This window comes from Actinoplanes sp. CA-142083, from assembly GCF_050942195.1.
Classification (GTDB): Bacteria; Actinomycetota; Actinomycetes; order Mycobacteriales; family Micromonosporaceae; genus Actinoplanes.
Map to the genome: position 1 here is coordinate 282,486 of NZ_CP192076.1, position 18,058 is coordinate 300,543.

15 protein-coding genes are annotated in these 18,058 nt (G+C 70.5%); 10 read left to right on the top strand and 5 right to left on the bottom strand.

Annotated elements, in window-relative coordinates; all coding sequences use genetic code 11:
* The first annotated feature begins 1 nt into the window (after position 1).
* Positions 2 to 418, top strand: coding sequence for a GNAT family N-acetyltransferase (locus ACQPZX_RS01375; RefSeq protein ID WP_433384916.1), 417 nt, complete (start codon positions 2 to 4; stop codon positions 416 to 418).
* Here the strand turns inward: ACQPZX_RS01375 and ACQPZX_RS01380 are convergent.
* Positions 399 to 2,408, bottom strand: a complete 2,010-nt coding sequence (locus tag ACQPZX_RS01380) for a HelD family protein (protein WP_433373193.1) — start codon at positions 2,406 to 2,408, stop codon at positions 399 to 401. The two genes, ACQPZX_RS01375 and ACQPZX_RS01380, sit on opposite strands and share 20 nt — an antisense overlap.
* A gap of 88 nt (positions 2,409 to 2,496) precedes the next feature.
* Between ACQPZX_RS01380 and ACQPZX_RS01385 the strand changes: the two genes are divergently transcribed.
* Genes ACQPZX_RS01385 through ACQPZX_RS01400 form a run of 4 tightly spaced genes read left to right on the top strand, consistent with a single transcriptional unit; the run spans position 2,497 to position 5,757 of the window.
* A complete protein-coding gene (locus ACQPZX_RS01385) occupies positions 2,497 to 2,634 on the top strand; it encodes a hypothetical protein (RefSeq protein ID WP_433373195.1) in 138 nt (45 codons plus the stop codon).
* Between the two features lie 43 nt (positions 2,635 to 2,677).
* Positions 2,678 to 3,259, top strand: a complete 582-nt coding sequence (locus tag ACQPZX_RS01390) for an ArsR/SmtB family transcription factor (RefSeq protein ID WP_433373198.1) — start codon at positions 2,678 to 2,680, stop codon at positions 3,257 to 3,259.
* A gap of 46 nt (positions 3,260 to 3,305) precedes the next feature.
* A complete protein-coding gene (locus ACQPZX_RS01395) occupies positions 3,306 to 4,847 on the top strand; it encodes an MFS transporter (protein WP_433373201.1) in 1,542 nt (513 codons plus the stop codon).
* A gap of 58 nt (positions 4,848 to 4,905) precedes the next feature.
* Positions 4,906 to 5,757: a menaquinone biosynthetic enzyme MqnA/MqnD family protein gene (locus ACQPZX_RS01400; RefSeq protein WP_433373204.1), complete on the top strand. Its 852-nt coding sequence runs from the start codon at positions 4,906 to 4,908 to the stop codon at positions 5,755 to 5,757.
* Positions 5,758 to 5,760: 3 nt separating this feature from the next.
* Here the strand turns inward: ACQPZX_RS01400 and ACQPZX_RS01405 are convergent, their stop codons facing one another.
* Positions 5,761 to 7,452 carry a phospholipid carrier-dependent glycosyltransferase gene (locus ACQPZX_RS01405; protein ID WP_433373207.1) on the bottom strand — a complete coding sequence of 564 codons (1,692 nt, stop codon included), beginning with the start codon at positions 7,450 to 7,452 and terminating at the stop codon, positions 5,761 to 5,763.
* Between the two features lie 31 nt (positions 7,453 to 7,483).
* Complete coding sequence (locus tag ACQPZX_RS01410; protein ID WP_433384919.1) at positions 7,484 to 8,431, bottom strand: aldo/keto reductase; 948 nt, start codon at positions 8,429 to 8,431, stop codon at positions 7,484 to 7,486.
* Positions 8,432 to 8,581: 150 nt separating this feature from the next.
* Between ACQPZX_RS01410 and ACQPZX_RS01415 the strand changes: the two genes are divergently transcribed.
* Positions 8,582 to 10,174 (top strand): beta-1,3-glucanase family protein, encoded by a 1,593-nt coding sequence (locus ACQPZX_RS01415; protein WP_433373210.1) that lies wholly within the window; start codon positions 8,582 to 8,584, stop codon positions 10,172 to 10,174.
* Positions 10,175 to 10,177: 3 nt separating this feature from the next.
* On the opposite strand, the gene ACQPZX_RS01420 is transcribed toward ACQPZX_RS01415, so the two are convergent.
* Both ACQPZX_RS01420 and ACQPZX_RS01425 read right to left on the bottom strand, forming a co-directional pair.
* Positions 10,178 to 11,023: an SWIM zinc finger family protein gene (locus ACQPZX_RS01420; protein WP_433373213.1), complete on the bottom strand. Its 846-nt coding sequence runs from the start codon at positions 11,021 to 11,023 to the stop codon at positions 10,178 to 10,180.
* A gap of 1 nt (position 11,024) precedes the next feature.
* Entirely contained in the window at positions 11,025 to 13,826 is a 2,802-nt protein-coding gene (locus ACQPZX_RS01425; RefSeq protein WP_433373216.1) for a DEAD/DEAH box helicase, read from the bottom strand.
* A gap of 182 nt (positions 13,827 to 14,008) precedes the next feature.
* Between ACQPZX_RS01425 and mqnC the strand changes: the two genes are divergently transcribed.
* The 4 genes from mqnC (at position 14,009) to ACQPZX_RS01445 (ending at position 17,988) form a co-directional block, all read left to right on the top strand.
* Positions 14,009 to 15,244, top strand: a complete 1,236-nt coding sequence (mqnC, locus tag ACQPZX_RS01430; RefSeq protein WP_433373219.1) for a cyclic dehypoxanthinyl futalosine synthase — start codon at positions 14,009 to 14,011, stop codon at positions 15,242 to 15,244.
* 375 nt (positions 15,245 to 15,619) lie between these two features.
* Positions 15,620 to 16,270, top strand: coding sequence for a demethylmenaquinone methyltransferase (locus tag ACQPZX_RS01435; protein WP_433384922.1), 651 nt, complete (start codon positions 15,620 to 15,622; stop codon positions 16,268 to 16,270).
* A 48-nt stretch (positions 16,271 to 16,318) separates the two neighbouring features.
* Complete coding sequence (locus ACQPZX_RS01440; RefSeq protein WP_433373222.1) at positions 16,319 to 16,576, top strand: hypothetical protein; 258 nt, start codon at positions 16,319 to 16,321, stop codon at positions 16,574 to 16,576.
* Positions 16,577 to 16,674: 98 nt separating this feature from the next.
* Positions 16,675 to 17,988, top strand: a complete 1,314-nt coding sequence (locus ACQPZX_RS01445) for a geranylgeranyl reductase family protein (protein WP_433373225.1) — start codon at positions 16,675 to 16,677, stop codon at positions 17,986 to 17,988.
* Positions 17,989 to 18,058 lie beyond the last annotated feature (70 nt).

Genomic DNA, 18,058 nt, shown 5'->3' on the forward strand with positions numbered 1-18,058 from the left:
GATGATCAGGCCCGCGACCGTTGATGACCTTGGTGCCGTCCTGGACTTCTGGGAGGAGGCCGCCGAGAACGAGAATCGCCCCACCGACACGCACGCCGCCCTCGCCGCGCTGCACCTGCGCGACCCCGACGCGCTGCTGCTCGCGATCGACGGCAACGAGATCGTCGGGACCGTGATCGCCGGCTGGGACGGCTGGCGGTGCCATGTCTACCGGCTCGCGGTCGCGCCGGCACGCCGCAAGCAGGGGATCGGGCGCGGGCTCATCGACGCCGCCGAGGAACGGTTCCGGGCGCTGGGCGGCACCCGCGCCGACGCGATGGTGCTCGACGACAACACGGGTGCGCACGGTGCGTGGGAGGCCGCCGGCTATCGCCGGCAGGCCGAATGGTCCCGGTGGGTCAAGCCGCTGCCTCGGTGAGAGCTTCCGGCAAAGGCTTCGCGTGTACGACCGAAAGGCGCGAGACGGCACGGGTCAGCACCACGTAGAGGCGGTTGAGCCCGCGTGCCTCGGCGGCCACGATGTCCGCCGGCTCGTGGACGATCACGTGGTCGTACTCGAGGCCCTTCGCCACCGTCGCCGGCACCACCGTGACCCGCGCTTCGGTCTCGACATCGTCCGGGGTCGCGTTCTCGATGCCCGCGGCCGCCAGGTGGGCGCGGAGCCGGTCCACCGCGGTGTCGGCGGCGATCACGGCCACCGAGCCCTCGTGGTCCAGGGCCGCGGTCACCTCGACCAGGGTTTCCGCGTCGAGCTGCCGCTCCTCGACCGGGATGATCGAGAGATCGCCGTCGCGGCGGAGGGAGACCGCCTCGGGCACGTCCACCGCGAGCGCCGGTAGCAGGCGGTTGGCCAGGGCGACCACGACCGCGGGGACGCGGAAGCCGACCGTCAGCGGCACCACGCTCGCCTCGGGTTTGCCCAGGTGGCCCAGGGTTTCGCGCCAGTCGGCGGCCGCCCAGGGGGCGGTGCCCTGAGCGAGGTCGCCGAGGAGGGTGATCGAGCCGTGCTCGCTGCGGCGGGCGATTGCCCTGGCCTGCATGGGGGAGAGGTCCTGGGCCTCGTCCACCACGACATGGCCGAAGCTGTTCTCCCGCTCGAGAAGGCCGGCCGCCTCGTCGATCAGGACCAGGTCGGCGGCGCTGAACTTTGCTGACTTGGCCGTTTTGGGCGGCTTGGTCCAGCGGATTGCTTCCTGCTCGTCCGCGCTAAGGCTGTCGCCCGACTTTTCCGGATTTACCAGGATTTCTACGACCAGCTGCTCGGGGGTCACGACCGGCCAGGCCGTGTCCAGGAAGGTCGTTACGGGGGCCACTTTGGACATTTTGCGCAACCACGACTCGTTCGGGGAGTTGCCGGTGCGGTATTCCGACTGCCGCTGCAGCAGCCCGACCACCCGGGCCCGCACCCGATCCCGCCCGACCGCATACGGCAGGCCCTCCCGGCGCGCCTCGTCGACGATCCGGCGCAGCGGCTCCGGGTCGATCCGCCACCGGTAGCTCCCGTCCGACACCATGATCGCCTCGGTGGGCTTGGCGAGCCGCGACCAGAGCACCTTGTGCAGCACCTCGGCCATCCGCACGTCGTGCTTGACCAGCGCCGCCGCCTCGGTGTCGACGGCACGCACCGGCTGCCGCCCGATCAGGCCGTCCACCGTGGCCTGCTGCACCTCGACCTCGCCGAGAGCCGGCAGAACCGCCGAGATGTACGACAGGAACGCCGTGTTCGGCCCGACGATCAGCACACCCGACCGGCGCAGCCTTTCCCGGTGCAGATAGAGCAGGTAGGCGGCCCGGTGCAGCCCGACCGCGGTCTTACCGGTGCCCGGCGCGCCCTGCACGCAGATCGAGTCGCCCAGCTCGACGCGGACCAGCTCGTCCTGCTCGGGCTGGATGGTCGCCACGATGTCGCGCATCGGCCCGACGCGGGGCCGCTCGATCTCGGCGGTCAGGATCCGGCTGCTGGTGCCCAGCTCCTCGCCGCGGTCGAGATGCTCGTCCTCGAAGCTGGTCAGCTCACCCTTGACGAACCCGAACCGCCGCCGGGTGGCCACCCCCTGCGGATCGCGGACGCTGGCCCGGTAGAAGGAACGCGACAGCGGCGCCCGCCAGTCGAGCACCATCGGCTCCCCGGCGTCGTCGGTGACGTGCCGCCGCCCGACGTAGTAGTTGGATTCCTCGATGTCGAGCCGCCCGAAGAACAGCGGCGTGGTCGGATCGTCGGCGAGCTCCGCCACCCGGCGCGACAACGTGCGGCCGAGCGCCTCGGCGCCGTACGCATCGCCGGCCACCTCGGAGCCGGTCGAGTAGAGGGCTTCGGCGCGCCCCCGCATCCGGGCCAGCGCGGCCCGCGACTCGGAGAGATGCCGGCGTTCGGCGGAGAGCTCGGTGTCCAGATCGAAGGAAGACACGGTCCATCCTCAAAACAGGCTCGAAGGCTGCTCGCGTATCCGGGACCGGCCCACCGGCCCTCGGCGCGGAGGACGCCCGCTGCGGTGCATGCTCACCACGGCCGTCAAGCGGCCCTCCACACTACGCCCGCCACTCCCCACGTCCACCGATTTTCCGCGCCCGCCCGCGAGGCGGCTCGCGCGCTTCATCGCCGACTTCGGCGACGAGCAGCTCAAGGTCGCGTAGGGCACGAGCGTTCCCGCGCGGCCGCAGTTGAAGAATGGGTGGCATGGCTGACGGGCGTGGGGACAGTGGCGGGATGCGGATCGGGGATCCGCGGGTCATGCGGGCGCTGGCTCACCCCGCGCGTATCGAGATCGTCGAGCATCTCAACGACACCGGGGCGGCGGTGACCGCTACCGAGGCGGCGGCCATGGTGGGGCTGTCGCCGAGTGCGACCAGCTATCACCTGCGGGAGCTTGCCAAGTACGGGCTGGTCGAGCAGGCGCCGAGCCGCGGGGACGGGCGGGAGCGCGTCTGGCAGAGCACCAGCTCGGGGCTGCGGATCGACGCCGACCTGGACGAGCCGGGGGCGCGGGCCGCGACGCAGGCGCTGGTCGACATGTATCTGCATCGCGATCAGGAGCGGCTGCGGGAGTGGATCCGGCGGCAGCCCGAGGAGTCGCCCGAGTGGCGGGACGCCGGAACGATCATGGGGCAGCGGCTGCTGATCACGGCGGACGAGCTCAAGGAGATCAACGCCAAGGTGCGTGAGCTGGTCGAGCCGTACCGGATGCGGGAGAGGCAGGAGAGCGCGCCGGAGGGGGTCCGGCGGGTGGCCGTCACTTATGCGTCTTTCCCCGAGGACTGACCGGAGGGGCTTGCCAACACCAGATGTGAAGGAATACTTTCGAAGTATGTCCTTCACATCTGGCGATGAGCGTTGGTCTGACGTCTATCTGCTCGCGATCACTCGGGGTGTCTCGGTCTGTGGCGACTTCCTGGCCGCCACCACGCTGGCCCTGGTCCTCCAGCAGGCGGGCCACGGCGGCCTCGCCGTCTCCGGCCTGATGGTCGCGGCGAGCCTGCCGCTCGCCCTCGTTGCCCCGCTCGGCGGCCGCATCGCCGACCGGGCGGACAGCCGCGTCGTCCTGGTCGCGGCCGGTCTCCTGCAGGGCCTGATCTGCCTGGCACTCGCGTTCGTCCACCAGCCGGTGGCGATCATCGGCCTGGTCACGCTGCTCGCGTGTGGGCTGGCGGTCACTCAGCCGACGATCGCCGCGCTGGTCCCGCGGATGGTCCGGCCCGAAAACCTGGCCCGGGCCAGCGGCCTCAACCAGACCGCGGGCGTGATCGGCATGCTCATCGCCCCCGCGCTGGCCGGCTTCCTGGTCGGGCAGACCGGCTCGCGCCTCCCGCTGCTGCTCGACGCCGCCACCTACCTGGCGCTGGTCGTGGCCGGGTTCGCGATCCGCACCCGGCGGACGCCGGCGGCCGCGACCGAGGTCGCGCAGAACGTGAGGTACCGGATCTGGGATGACCGCACGCTCACCGTCATGGTGGTCGCGCTGGCCGCGGTCGTGGCCGGCGTGAGCGCGGTGAATGTCGTCGACGTCTTCTTCATCCGCGACACGCTGGCCGCCTCCACCACGGTGTTCGGCCTGGTCGCCGCCGCGTGGCCGGTCGGCATGCTGATCGGCAGCCTGGCCTTCGGCCGCGTTCCACGCCATCGGATCACCGTCCCGGCCCTGCTGCTGGTCGTGGCCGGGTCATGCGCGCCCCTGCTCGGCAGCATCGTGATCGACAACGCGCTCTGGCTGGTCCCGCTCTGGATCCTGGGCGGCATCGGCAACGGCGGCATCAACGTCTTCGTCATGGTGATCGTCGCCGGCCGGGCGCCCTCGGTCGCACACGGCCGCGCGTTCGCCATGGTCTCGGCGGCGGTCCAGGGCGCCTCACTGATCGGGCTGCTGGCCGCGGGCCCGCTGGTCGAGCACTTCGAACCGCGCTGGGTCCTCGCGGCCGCGGGCGGTCTCGGCCTCGTGGCGGCTCTGGTCGCCCTGCCGCTGGTCGGCCGCACCGAGGAAGAGCCGGCACATGAGGCGCGGCTGGGCGAGATGCCGACGAACGAGGCGCGGACGGGCGAGACGCGGACGGGCGAGACGCGGACGGGCGAGACGCGGACGGGCGAGACGCGGACGGGCGAGACGCGGACGGGCGAGACGCGGACGGGCGAGACGCGGACGGGCGAGACGCAAGCAATCGATGCGCCGGCAGGAGACGGGCGGGCGCACGAAAGGCGGGAAGCGGAGTCGCGGGCGCCCGAGGCGCGGGCTCACGAGGTGGGAGCACGCGACGTTGGGGCGCGCGAGGCGGCGCTGGTGGAGGGCGAGTTGGTGGTGGCGGAGGCGGCAAAGCGGACAATTTGTGGGCCGAAGCATATGGTCGATGCGATGTGAGCCACCCTGGGGTCTGCCCGGCCGCGCGGCTGCGGCCGGGCGGGATAGCGTCGAGGTCATGAGCGACGTCGCCGGTCGGCCCCGGGTTGGGCACATCCAGTTTCTGAACTGCCTCCCGCTCTACTGGGGTCTGATGCGATCCGGCGCCCTGCTCGACGTCGACCTGCGTAAGGACACCCCGGACAAGCTCAGCCACGACCTGGTGACCGGCAACCTCGACATCGGCCCGATCACGCTGGTGGAGTACCTGCGGCACGCCGACGAGCTGCTCCTGCTGCCCAATCTCGCGGTCGGCAGCGACGGGCCGGTGCTCTCGGTCAACCTGATCTCGACCCGGCCGTTGGCGGAGCTCGACGGTCGGCCGGTCGCACTCGGCTCGACGTCGCGCACCGGCGTCCTGCTGGCGCAGATGCTGCTGGCCGAGCGCTACCAGGCCGAGCCCGAGTACTTCCGCTGTCCGCCCGAGCTGACCCAGATGCTGATGGAGGCGGACGCCGGCGTGCTGATCGGCGATCCGGCGTTGCGGGCGATGTACGAGGCGCCCCGGCTGGGCCTCACGGTCACCGACCTCGGCCAGGCGTGGAAGGACTGGACCGGGCTGCCGATGGTCTTCGCGGTCTGGGCGGTCCGCAAGGACTACGCGGCGGCCAACCCGGGTGCGGTCAAGGATGTGCACGAGGCCTTCCAGCGCTCCCGCGACCTCTGTTTGGGCGAGCTCGACGAGGCCGCCGCGGCCGCCGCGCGCTGGGAGCCCTTCGACGCGGACACCCTGGCCAACTACTTCCGCGCGCTCGACTTCTCGCTCGGCGAGCGCCAGGTCGCGGGTCTCCGCGAGTTCGCCCGGCGGGCCGCCCTCCGCGGCGAGGTCCCGGCCCTCCCGGCCGACGGCCCACTCTTCGCGGAGGTCTGAGGCTCAGGCCGTCCCGGCGCGCTCGAAGTCGACGGTAGGCGGCTCGGGATCGTCGGTGGCGGCGGCGTCCGTGGTGGCGGCGTCCGGGCCCAAGCTGAGCGGCACGGTGGCGGCGGCGTCGGTGGTGGCGGCGTCTGGGCCCAAGCCGAGCGGCACGGTGGTGACGGCGTCGGTGGTGGCGGCCGCCGGGCCCAAGCCGAGCGGCACAGTGGCCGGCTCTTCGGAAGGTGCGGGCTCGTCGGCGACCACTGCTGCACGAGCGGGTGTCTTCGCCAGCGCCGCGATGCGGTTGATCGACAGTGCCAGGCCGACCGGGATGAACAGCACTGCCGGCTCCGCGTAGCGGTAGTCGAACAGGCTGGTGGCGACGCTGACGATCAGCAAACCGAAGCCCGCGGCCGTGAACATCAGCGCGTCCGCTGCGTCTCGCCATGGGCGGCGCCGGGCTCGCCACACAGCCGCGAACAGCGCGACCACCACGCCGACGGCATACAGCGGGCCCGGCGTGGTCGCCTGCTCGCCGTACGCGGAAAGTGCTTTGGCCTGGGGGTTGTCCACCAGGAAGTTGGGCGGCGGCGAACGGCCGGGCTCGACCGGAAGGTAGTAGCGGGCCTGGCACAGATCGCCGGGGTTGGACGGCGGCAGCCACTGCGTCGCCAGGCACTCGGCGCTGCCGTTGATCGGCGGCCGCCACCACAGATGCCACCCGGTCTGCTCGGCGACCAGCTTCACGTAGTCGCCGGGCTGCTGCTTGATCACCGTGACCGCGAACTTCTGCAGGATCGGGTCGTCCTTGGCCTCCGGGTAGAGCCGGTACGCGGGGCTGGCCGTGCTCCAGATGAACCCGTCGGGCCGTTGCTTCCAGTCCTCGCGGCTGCCGGGCATGCTCGCCATGCAGAGCGGGCGCTGCTCCTCGGTGAGCTTGAGCTTGGCGCAGTCGGCGATCGGCATGACCCGGGCGTAGAGGAAGCGGCCCTGGAACTGGCCCATCGAGTAGACGCCCCAATGCTGGTGGTACCAGGTCATGTACCCGCCGAGCAGCGCCACGACCGGCACCACGAAGGCCACCAGCCGCAGGATGCCGATCCGGCGGACCAGCAGGTAGACCCCGGCGAGCGCGAGGATCGGCAGGCCGACGCTGCGGGTGAGCGCGGCGGCGGCCAGCAGCAGGCCGCCGAGGGACGCCGCGAGCCAGCCGACCTTGTCGCGCCAGGCGATGAGGAACAGCCCGGCGGCGGTGAACGCGATGTACGCCGTCTCGGCCAGGATGTAGTGCTCGATCGTGAGGACCCGGGCGTCCAGCGCGAACGGCACCATGGCGAGCGCGGACAGCCACGGCCGCACGCCGCGCCGGCGGAGGAACGCGTACCCGGCCACGGTGATGGCGAGGCCGATGACGTGCTGGATGATCGCGATCCGGATGTACGGCTGGTCGAGGAATGGCGTGATCAGCCCCGAATAGCCCCACGGGCGGATCTGGTTGGGGTAGCCGTTGACAGCCGACAACGCGTAGCTGCCGCTGTCGGGGAAGAAGAACGCATACGGGTACGCGTAGACGAACCAGGCGCGCATCGCCGTCGCCGCGCCCAGCACGACCAGCAGCGGCCAGTGCACGCCGAGGGCGGCGAGGAGCCTTTTCGGGTACGAGTACGTGCGCTGCCCCCCGGAGCCCACCAACCCGTCGGCGACCGACACGAGGGCCAAGCTATCAGCGCGCCGCCACAGCTCAGGCCCCCAGGATGGCGTCGAGAGCGGCCAGCTCGGCGGCGTTGAGCTGCCAGGCGGCCGCCGCCGCGTTGGACTGGACCTGCTCGGCGCTGGTCGCCCCGGCGATGACGCTTGTCACAGCGGGCCGCGACGCGAGCCCGGCGATCGCCACCTCGAGCAGGCTGTGCCCCCGCTCGGCGCCGAACGCGGCGAGCGCCTCGATCTTGTCCCAGTCGGCGCCGTCGAGGAACCGCTGGTAGCGGTCGAGCGACAGCCGGGTGCCGGCGGCGGGCTTCGCACCGCGGTGGTATTTGCCGCTGAGCAGGCCGGAGTCGAGCGGGAAGAACGGCAGCAGGCCGAGCCCGAACTGCTCGCAGGCCGGCACGACCTCGTCTTCGACGCCGCGCTGCAGCAGGCTGTAGCGGTTCTGCGCGCTGATGAACGGGGTGCGGTTACCGGCCCGGGCCGTCCAGTCGGCGTCGGCGATCTGCCAGCCCGCGAAGTTGGAATTGCCCAGGTAGCGCACCTTGCCCGAGCGGACCAAGTCGTCGAGGGCGGCGAGCGTCTCGTCGATCGGCGTGGCCGGGTCGGGCTCGTGCATCTGGTAGAGGTCGATGTGGTCGGTCTCGAGCCGGCGCAGCGACGCCTCGACGGCGCGCACGATGTAGCGCCGGCTGCCGCGGGCGCCGAAGTCGTTGCCGTTGAGACCCTCCATGTTCATGCCGAACTTGGTGGCGAGGACGACCTCGTCGCGCCGGCCCTTGAGCGCCGCGCCCAGGCACTCCTCGGAGGCGCCGTGCGGCGTGCCGTAGATGTCGGCGGTGTCGAAGAGGGTGATCCCGGCGTCGATGGCCGCGTCGACGACCTCCCGGGTGCCGTCGGCGTCGAGCTTGCGCCCGAAGTTGTTGCAGCCGATGCCGACGACGGAAACGACCAGGCCGGAAGTGCCGAGCCTGCGGTAGTTCATCTCGCTCACGGGCCCACCCTATGCCCGTTCGGTACAACGTTTGCCCGGGGACGCGCGACATCCGTACCTGTCTATTGACACACGTTGTTAACAAAGCCGACGCTCGCCTGAGAGCGCTCTCCCCTTTCAGTACGGAAAGAGGTGTCCCCGGTGCGTTCCGTCCTTCGAGCTCTGGCCGCCCTGGCCCTGACCATCCCCATCGCGGCTGCGATAGCCCCGCCCGCGGCCCAGGCCGTCGGCCCGAACATCCTGCCGGTCACCGTCACCAACAGCACCGGCCGCGGCGACGCGGTCTACCTGTACGTCATCGGCGTGCAGCTCTCCTCCGGCCGGCTCGGCTACGTCAACCAGGCCGGCACGTTCACCGCGTGGAGCGGCGGGCAGATCCCGCCCTCGCCCGCGCCCGACGTCTCGATCGCCGGCGCCGGCAACGGCGGCAGCACCACCATCAACTTCCCGCGCGGCTTCTCCGGCCGGGTCTACTTCTCGCTCGGCGAGAAGCTCAAGTTCTTCCTCACCCCGGACGGGCTGGTGCAGCCCGCGCCGTGGGCGGCCGGCGACGCCAACCAGAACATCCTGTTCGACTGGAGCGAGTTCACCTACAACGACGCCGGGCTCTGGCTGAACAGCTCGCAGGTCGACATGTTCGCCATCCCGCACGCGGTCACCGTCACCAACAGCGCCGGCGCCACCAAGCGCACCGGCGACCTGGTCGCGAACGGCCGCACCAACGTGATCAACACGATCAAGGGCACGTCCGGGTGGGCCAACACGGTCTACACCCGGTCGGACGGCACGGTGCTGCGGGTGCTCGCGCCCGGCAAGGCGGCCGGCGCCGGGCTGATGAGCACGACGTACCTCGACTCGTATATCGCTTCGGCGTGGAATGCCTACACCGGCAAGAACCTGACCGTGGTCCCGTTCGCCGACCAGCCGAACACTCGCTATACCGGGCGGACGAGCGGGAATGTCATGCGGTTCACGAACTCGTCGGGGGCGCAGGTGGCCTCGTTCAACCGGCCGTCCTCGGCCAGCGTGTGGGGCTGCGACGGTGACCTGCCGGCGCCGAACGACCTGGTGGTGGGGCCGATCTCGCGGACGCTCTGCGCCGCGCTCAACCGGGGCACGCTCGGCACGATCGACACCCAGCCGAGCACCAACGCCGCGCAGTTCTACCAGAACAACCCGACCAACGTGTACGCCAAGACGATCCACGCGAACATGACGGACGGCAAGGCGTACGCGTTCGCCTTCGACGACGTCGGCAACTTCGAATCGCTGGTCAACGACGGCGACCCGCGTTCGGCCGGGATCATCCTGTCGCCGTTCAGCGGTGGCGGGGGCGGCACCACGCCCACAGGCGCCGTCTCGGTGATCAGCTCGCTCAACAACAAGTGCATCGACGTGCCGAGCTCCAACTTCGTCGACGGCGCCCGGCTGCAGATGTGGACCTGCAACGGCACCAACGCGCAGAAGTGGACGTTCACCGGTGGCGCGCTGGTCAGCCCGAGCGGCAAGTGCGTGGACGTCGCCTCGGGGTCGACGGCGAACGGCGCCGCGATCCAGCTGTGGACCTGCAACGGCACCGGCGCTCAGCAGTTCGTGCTGAGCGCGGCCGGCGACCTGGTCAACCCGCAGGCCAACAGGTGCGTCGACATCGTCGACATCAACCCCAACGACGGCGCGAAGCTCCAGCTCTGGGACTGCGCCGGCTCCTCGAACCAGAAGTGGCGTAAGGGCTGACGCTCAGGCGCCGTCGTCCCCAGTGGACGACGGCGCCGCCAGGTCTCGGTAGGCGGGGCGCAGCAGGTCGGTCAGCGGGATGTGCCGCACCCTGATCGGCGGCGGGTCGAGCGCCCGGAGCAGCAGCTCGGGAGGCGTGGTCACCCGAGGCGGGCGCTCGCGCAGGCGGCTCAGGCTGATGCCGGGGGAGTAGAAGTCGGCCACGTGATCCTCGAGCGGCGACTCGTCGACCGCGAGCGGATCCACCGCCTCGGCCGGCTCGGGAGTGCCGCGCAGGGCCGTCAGTAGCGTCTCCCGGTCGCGGCCGCGCCACGCCAGCACCAGGAACGGGTCGTCGTCGAAGGCCTCGGCGAGTACATAAAGGACGGCCGACCCGTGTTTACAAGGGACGCTCCAATCCGGACAGCTGCACCGGATGTCCAGCTGGTCGGGGAAGAGCGGCAGGCCGTGCTCCTCGAAGACGCCGAGGATCTCCTTGGGCATGTCGCCGGCCAGCAGGGCCGCCCGATAGAGGGCCCGGCCGGCGAGCGACTCGGTCAGATCGGTCCACTGTGTCTCGTCGAACGCGGCGATGACGATGCTGACCTCGTACGGCATGGGTCTTGAACCCTGCACCCGAGCCGTCACCGAACCCGCCGAGAGCTGGAAATCCATCACCTGGCCCTTGCGGGCGTAGGCCCGCCCGCGGGCGAGACGCCCGCCGTCGCAGACGCGCTCGAGCACGTCGACGAAGCGCCGCGACCACCACTGCTCGCCGATGTTGCCGCGCTTGGCCCGCACCGCGATGCCGCCCTCGACGGCGATCGCCTTGCCGCCCTCGAAGAACCGTCCTTCGGGATCTATCGGCATGTCAGCGCACCGCCGCACTGTCGAGCGCGAAGAGCTCGCGCAGCTGGTCGGTGTTGAGGTCGGTGATCCACTCCTCGCCGGTGCCGACCACCGACGACGCGAGCGCCTTCTTACGCTCGATCATCGCGTCGATCTTCTCCTCCAGCGTGCCGGTGCAGATGAACTTCCGGACCTGCACGTCCCGCGACTGTCCGATGCGGAACGCGCGGTCGGTCGCCTGGTCCTCGACCGCCGGGTTCCACCACCGGTCGAAGTGGACGACGTGGTTGGCGGCCGTCAGGTTGAGGCCCGTTCCCGCCGCCTTGAGGGACAGAAGGAAAAGCATCGGCTCGTCGTCGGTCTGGAACCGCTCGACCAGCTCGTCGCGGCGGCCCTTCGACAGTCCACCGTGGAGCCAGAGCACCGGCCGGTCGAGGTGCGCGGCCAGGTACGGCTGGAGCATCGAGCCCCACTCCGAGTACTGCGTGAAGATCAGCGCCTTGTCGCCCTCTTCGATGATCTCCTCGGCCAGCTCCTCGAGGCGGGCCAGCTTGCCCGAGCGCGCCGGCAGCCGCGAGCCGTCCTTGAGCAGGTGGGCCGGGTGGTTACAGACCTGTTTGAGCTTGGTCATCGCCGCGAGGACGTTGCCGCGGCGCTCGATGCCCTCGGTGCTCTCGATCGTGGCCATCATGTCCTCGACCACGGCCTGGTAGAGCGTCGCCTGCTCGGGGGTGAGCGTGCACCAGACCTTCATCTCGTTCTTCTCCGGGAGGTCCGAGATGATCGACTTGTCGGTCTTGAGGCGCCGCAGCACGAACGGGCCGGTCGCGCGCTTGAGGGCGGCCGCCGCGTCCTCGTCCTGGCGCACCTCGATCGGCTCCTGGAAGCGGCGGCGGAAGCGTTTGGCCGGGCCGAGCAGGCCGGGGTTGCAGAAGTCCATGATGGACCAGAGCTCGGCGAGGTGATTCTCGACCGGGGTTCCGGTCAGGGCGATTCGCGTACGGGCTTTGAGGGCGCGCACCGCTTGGGCCTGACGGGTTCCGCTGTTCTTGATCGCTTGGGCCTCGTCGCACACGACGCGTTCCCAGGCCGTCAGCTGCAAAGTGGACAAATCGCGCACGGCCGTGCCGTAGGTGGTGATCACGAGGTCGGCATCGGTGATCGTTTCGCGGCGACGCGACCCGCCATGATGGACATATACCCGAATCGACGGGGCAAATCGGGCGGCTTCCTTCTGCCAGTTGCTGACCAGAGACATCGGGCAGATCAGAAGGGTCGGGTTCGCCGAACGTGAAGTCAGCAGCAGCGACAGCGTCTGGGCCGTCTTGCCGAGACCCATGTCGTCCGCGAGGATCCCGCCCAGCCCCAGCCGGGAAAGGAAGCTCAGCCAGGACAGACCGCGTTCCTGGTACGGCCGCAGCGTCCCCTGGAACCCCGGCGGCGTCGGCAGCGGCGCGATCCGCTCGGCCGCCTGCCCCGACAACAGGTCGCCAAGCTCTCCGTCGGCATCCACCTCGACCAGCGGCAGATCCTCCTCGCCGCCGTCGATCACCTGCTGGAGCACCTCGCCCGCGGTCAGCTCACCCTCGCGCCGCCGGCCAACGGCTTTGAGGGCCGCTTTCAGCTGCCGGTCGTCGAGCTCAACCCATTGACCGCGTACGCGTACCAGCGGCACCTTGAGCCGGGCCAGCTCGGCCAGCTCCTCGGCGGTCACCGTGTGCTCGCCGATCACCAGGTCGACCCGGAAGTCGACCAGCTGCTCCAGCCCGAAGCCGGAGCCGGCCAGGGCCCGGCTCTGCGGAGAAGAGGACTTCGAGCGGGTCGTCAGCTTGAGGCCGACCGCCTTACGCCCGGCCCAGGCCGGCAGCTGCACCCCGAAGCCGGCCGCCTGCAGCAGCGGCGCGGCCTGCATCAGGAAGTCGTGCGCCTCGCCGGTGCTCAGCTCCATCTCGGCCGGTTGCTGGTCGGCCAGCGCCACGTGCAGCTGCCGGAAGAGCCGCACGGCCCGGCCCAGCCCGGCCAGCAGCGTCTCGTCGGGCCGCGGCGGCAGTCCGGGGAAGCGGGCGCCCTCCCAGACCTCGGCCGCGGGGAGCCACAGGCTCGGGTCCTCGGCCGACTGCAGGGCGAACGCGAGCCGCCATTCGTCGGACTCGGGCTCCGGCTCGGTGAGGCGGAAGCTGACCCGGACCGGGCCGTTCGCCTCGTTGGCGGCGCGCATCCAGTCGCCCAGGGCGGCGCCGAGCTCGCGCACCTCCTCGGGGCGGCTGCCCGGCAGCGTCGGGTCGTCGGCGGTGAGCGCGGCGATCCAGCGGTCGGGCAGCGGCGCCTTGGGGCCGGCCCGGTGGCCGTGCAGCAGCCGCTCGGGCAGCACGCTGCGGGCGGCCGCGTCGACCAGGGCGTCGAGCGCGTCGCGCAGGGTGCGGCCCACGCCGGTGTCGCCGGCCCGCACGACCGGGGGCATGGCGGCGGCGAAGTCGCGGTAGGTGGCGGCGTCGGCGCCGGTGATCACCGGGCGCCAGCGGGCGGTCGGCACGCCGGCCTCGAGGACCAGCTGGGGAAGCATCCGGCCGCGGTGGGCCAGATCGCACGCGAAGCCGGCCAGCAATTGGAGGTAGCGCAGGGATGCCGCGGGCAGCCAGTCGTCCGAATCGGGCGGATCGCCGAGCGCGGCGAGCGCCTCCGCGGACGGGGTGACCCACGCCGAGATCGGATAGGAGCGCAGGCTCAATCGCTTGACCGGCTCCGCCCCAGTCTCCGGCGAGGGAGCCGGGCCGCGGGCCGTCCCCGGCAGCCGCAGCGTGACGGTCTCCGCCTTGCCCGACATTTCCGAAATGTCGGACAGTGGCGCGATGCCATCCGGCCCTTCGGCCCAGAGCGCGAGCCGGCCGGGCAACCAGCACCCCTGTATGACGAGCAAACCTCAACCCCCTGAAACGACGGCATCGAGAGTACGACGGTGACCCGCGCCGCTGCCCTTCGCCGAGCCGGGGACGTAATCTTCGAAGCGTGACGGCTAATCGGGAGATCGACAGCATCCTGCAGCGCGCGGCCGACGGCGGGCGCATCACGCCGGAAGAGGCGCTGCTGCTCTACACCGAAGCGCCCTTCCACGCGCTGGGCGAGGCCGCCGACACGGTGCGCCGGCGCCGCTACCCGGACGGCATTGTCACGTACCTGATCGACCGCAACATCAACTACACGAACGTGTGCGTCACCGCGTGCAAGTTCTGCGCCTTCTTCCGCGCGCCCAAGCACAACGAGGGCTGGGCGCACCCGATGGAGGAGATCCTGCACCGCTGCGGCGAGGCGGTCGATCTCGGCGCCACCCAGGTGATGCTCCAGGGCGGCCACCACCCTGAGTTCGGCGTCGAGTACTACGAGGGCCTGTTCTCCGGGGTGAAGCAGGCGTATCCGCAGCTCGTCATCCACTCGATCGGCCCCAGCGAGATCCTGCACATGGCCAAGGTCTCCGGCGTCTCGATCGAGGAGGCGATCCTGCGGATCAAGGCGGCCGGGCTCGACTCGATCGCCGGGGCCGGCGCCGAGATGCTGCCCGAGCGGCCGCGCAAGGCGATCGCCCCGCTCAAGGAGAGCGGCGAGCGCTGGATCGAGGTGATGACCATCGCGCACCGCAACGGGCTGTCCTCGACCGCGACGATGATGATGGGCACCGGCGAGACCAACGCCGAGCGCATCGAGCACATCCGCATGATCCGCGACTGTCAGGACCTGGCGGTGGCCAACGGGTACCGCGACGACCCGGTCGAGAGCTCGGCGGGGCTCGGGGGCTTCCGCGCGTTCATCCCATGGACGTACCAGCCGGAGAACAACCATCTCAAGGGCCGCACCCAGGCGACCACGATGGAATACCTGCGCTTCATCGCGGTGTCCCGGCTGTTCTTCGACAACGTCGCCCACCTGCAGGCGTCCTGGCTGACCACCGGCAAGGACGTCGGCCAGCTCTCGCTGCACATCGGCGTGGACGACCTCGGCTCGATCATGCTGGAGGAGAACGTGATCTCCTCGGCCGGCGCCAAGCACCGGTCCAACCTGCACGAGCTGATCTGGATGATCCGGTCCGCCGAGCGGATCCCGGCGCAGCGCGACACGCTCTACCGCCACCTCGCCGTGCACTACACCGAGGCCGACGACCCCACCGACGAGCGGGTCGTCTCGCACTTCTCGTCGATCGCCATGCCCGAGGGCGGCCGGAAGAACCTTCCGCTGGTCGACGTCAAGTAAGGACGGCCATTCGGGGGGTCGCACTCCACCGTTCGGACAGGTGGGGGTCGGTTAAGCGGCCGTGGGGCGATTGCTCCTTCGTAACGAGGCCGGTAAACCCCTGTACCCCTCTGTTCTCGCTGGTTACGTTCAGTCCCGTAAGGCTGAGAACTTCCTTGGAACGTCAAGCTGCAGCTTGACGACCGCGGACCCGACCGATGGCGGTCGTATATATAACGCACAAGGAACGGGCGGGATGGGCAACCATCCCGCCCGTACTGTTTGTGAGGTTCGCCTTTAGTCCGCGTGTGGGTGGTGGGCGGGGCGGTTGGATGGGAGAGAGTTGGCCTCGTGACGCGCGCAGATCTGGACAAGCAGCCGCACGAGGTCGCCGAGATGTTCGACGGCGTGGCCAAGCGATACGACCTCACCAACACCGTGCTCTCCTTCGGCCAGGACCGGGGCTGGCGTCGCGCCACCCGGGCGGCGCTGGGACTGCGGCCCGGCGAGCGGGTCCTCGACGTGGGCGCCGGCACCGGCGTCTCGACCGAGGAGCTGGCCCGCTCCGGCGCCTACGCGGTCGGCGCCGACCTGTCGATCGGCATGCTGCGGGCCGGGCGCTCGGTGCGGCCGCAGGTGCCGCTGCTGGCCGGGGACGCTCTGCGCCTCCCGTTCCCGGACGCGACCTTCGACGCGGTGACGATCTCCTTCGCGCTGCGCAACGTGGTCGACACCGAGGGGGCGCTGCGCGAGCTCGGGCGCGTGACGCGGCCCGGCGGCCGGCTGGTCGTGTGTGAGTTCAGCCACCCGGTCAACCCGGCGTTCCGCACGGTCTACCTGCAGTACCTGATGCGCTCGCTGCCGGCCGTGGCCCGCGGCGTCTCCAGCAACCCCGACGCGTACGTGTATCTGGCGGAATCGATCCGTGCGTGGCCCGACCAGGAGGCCCTCGCCGCCCGGATCGGGGCCTCGGGCCCGTGGGCCCGGGTCGGCTGGCGCAACCTCACCGGGGGTATTGTCGCGCTCCATCGCGCCACTCGGGTATAAAACGGTCATTCGGCTGTCTGGGGCGGTAAATCCTGTTTTGCTGCCCTCATGACTACCTTCGGGCAACTAGAGGACACGGACATCGACATCGCCATCGACGACAACGAAGCGGGCGAGCGCCGCGGCATGGAGCTTGCCGCCCGGATCCGCCTGGTGGCCGCGCAGGACCCTGAGCTGGCTCAAGACCTAGTAGATGAGCTGATCGTCGCCCTTGATCGCGCCATGGGCGGTACGTTTCGGGAATACCTGGATCAAGAGCCACTGGCGGATAGCGGATCGGGCATTTCACCGGCGCGAAACAGTTAGGGTTGCCTAACCCGAACGAGCTTCGATGGCCGTCTTAGACTCCGATCTGGGCGTGCTTGTGAACTGTTTCACGAGCCCGCACGAGACGGAGGTGTGCCGTGCACAACCCAGCAACATCGGGGCCCGCTGGTCCGTCGGGAGTCATCGAGGACGAAGCCGACGTAATAGTGGTCGGCGCCGGGCCGGGAGGCTCAGCGGCGGCCTACCACATGGCGCGGCACGGCCTGCGGGTCCTGCTGCTGGAGAAGACCGAGTTCCCGCGCGAGAAGGTGTGCGGTGACGGTCTGACTCCGCGCGCCGTCCGGCAGCTCGTCCGGATGGGGGTCGACACCTCCGAGAAAGCCGGCTGGCTGCACAACAAGGGCCTGCGGGTGATCGGCGGCGGCGTCCGCCTCGAGCTGGACTGGCCCGATCTCGCCAGCTTTCCCAACTACGGCCTGGTCCGCACCCGGCTCGACTTCGACGACATGCTCGCCAAGCGCGCGGCCGAGGCCGGCGCGCTGCTGCGCACCGGGGTGAACGTGACCGGCCCGGTCCTCGACGACGAGGGCCGGGCGATCGGCGTCACCGCCAAGATCGGCCCGGGCAAGGAGCCGGTCGAGTTCCGCGCCCCGCTGGTGATCGCGGCCGACGGCGTCTCCGGCAAGCTGCCGCTGGCCATGGGCCTCGCGAAGCGCGACGACCGGCCGATCGGCGTCGCGGTCCGGCGCTACTACCACTCTCCGGTGCGGGCTGACGACGACTACCTCGAGTCCTGGCTCGAGCTGCGCAGCGCGACCGACCGCGACCGCCTGCTCCCCGGGTACGGCTGGATCTTCGGCATGGGCGACGGCCGGGTCAACGTGGGCCTCGGCATCCTCAACTCGTCCAGCGCCTTCGGCAAGACCAACTACCGCTCGATGCTCACCGACTGGCTGGACGGCACGCCCGCCGACTGGGGCATGCGCGGCGAGGAGAACGCGGACGGCCCGATCCTCGGCGCCGCGCTCCCGATGGGCTTCAACCGGGTGCCGCACTACACCCGGGGGCTCATGCTGGTCGGCGACTCCGGCGGCATGGTCAACCCGATGAACGGCGAGGGCATCGCGTACGCGATGGAGTCCGGCGAGCTCGCGGCGGAGGTGGCCGTGCAGGCGCTCGCCCGGCCCGCGGGCGCCGATCGTGAACGCGCTCTCCGGGCCTATCCGTCCGAGCTGAGCCTGCGTTACGGCGGCTATTACCGCCTCGGTGGGGTATTCGTGAAGCTGATCGGAAACCCGCAGATCATGCGCATCGCCACCAAGCACGGCATGCCGCACCCGACGCTGATGCGGTTCGTACTCAAGCTGCTGGCCAACCTGACGGACCCCCGCGGCGGCGACGCCATGGACCGGATCATCAATGGGCTGACGAAGGTGGCGCCCGCCGTATGAGCAGCAGGGAGCAGAGTCTTCAGTCCGGTCAGGGGCGGTGGCGGGGTGGTTGGACGGGCCCGGTCGACGC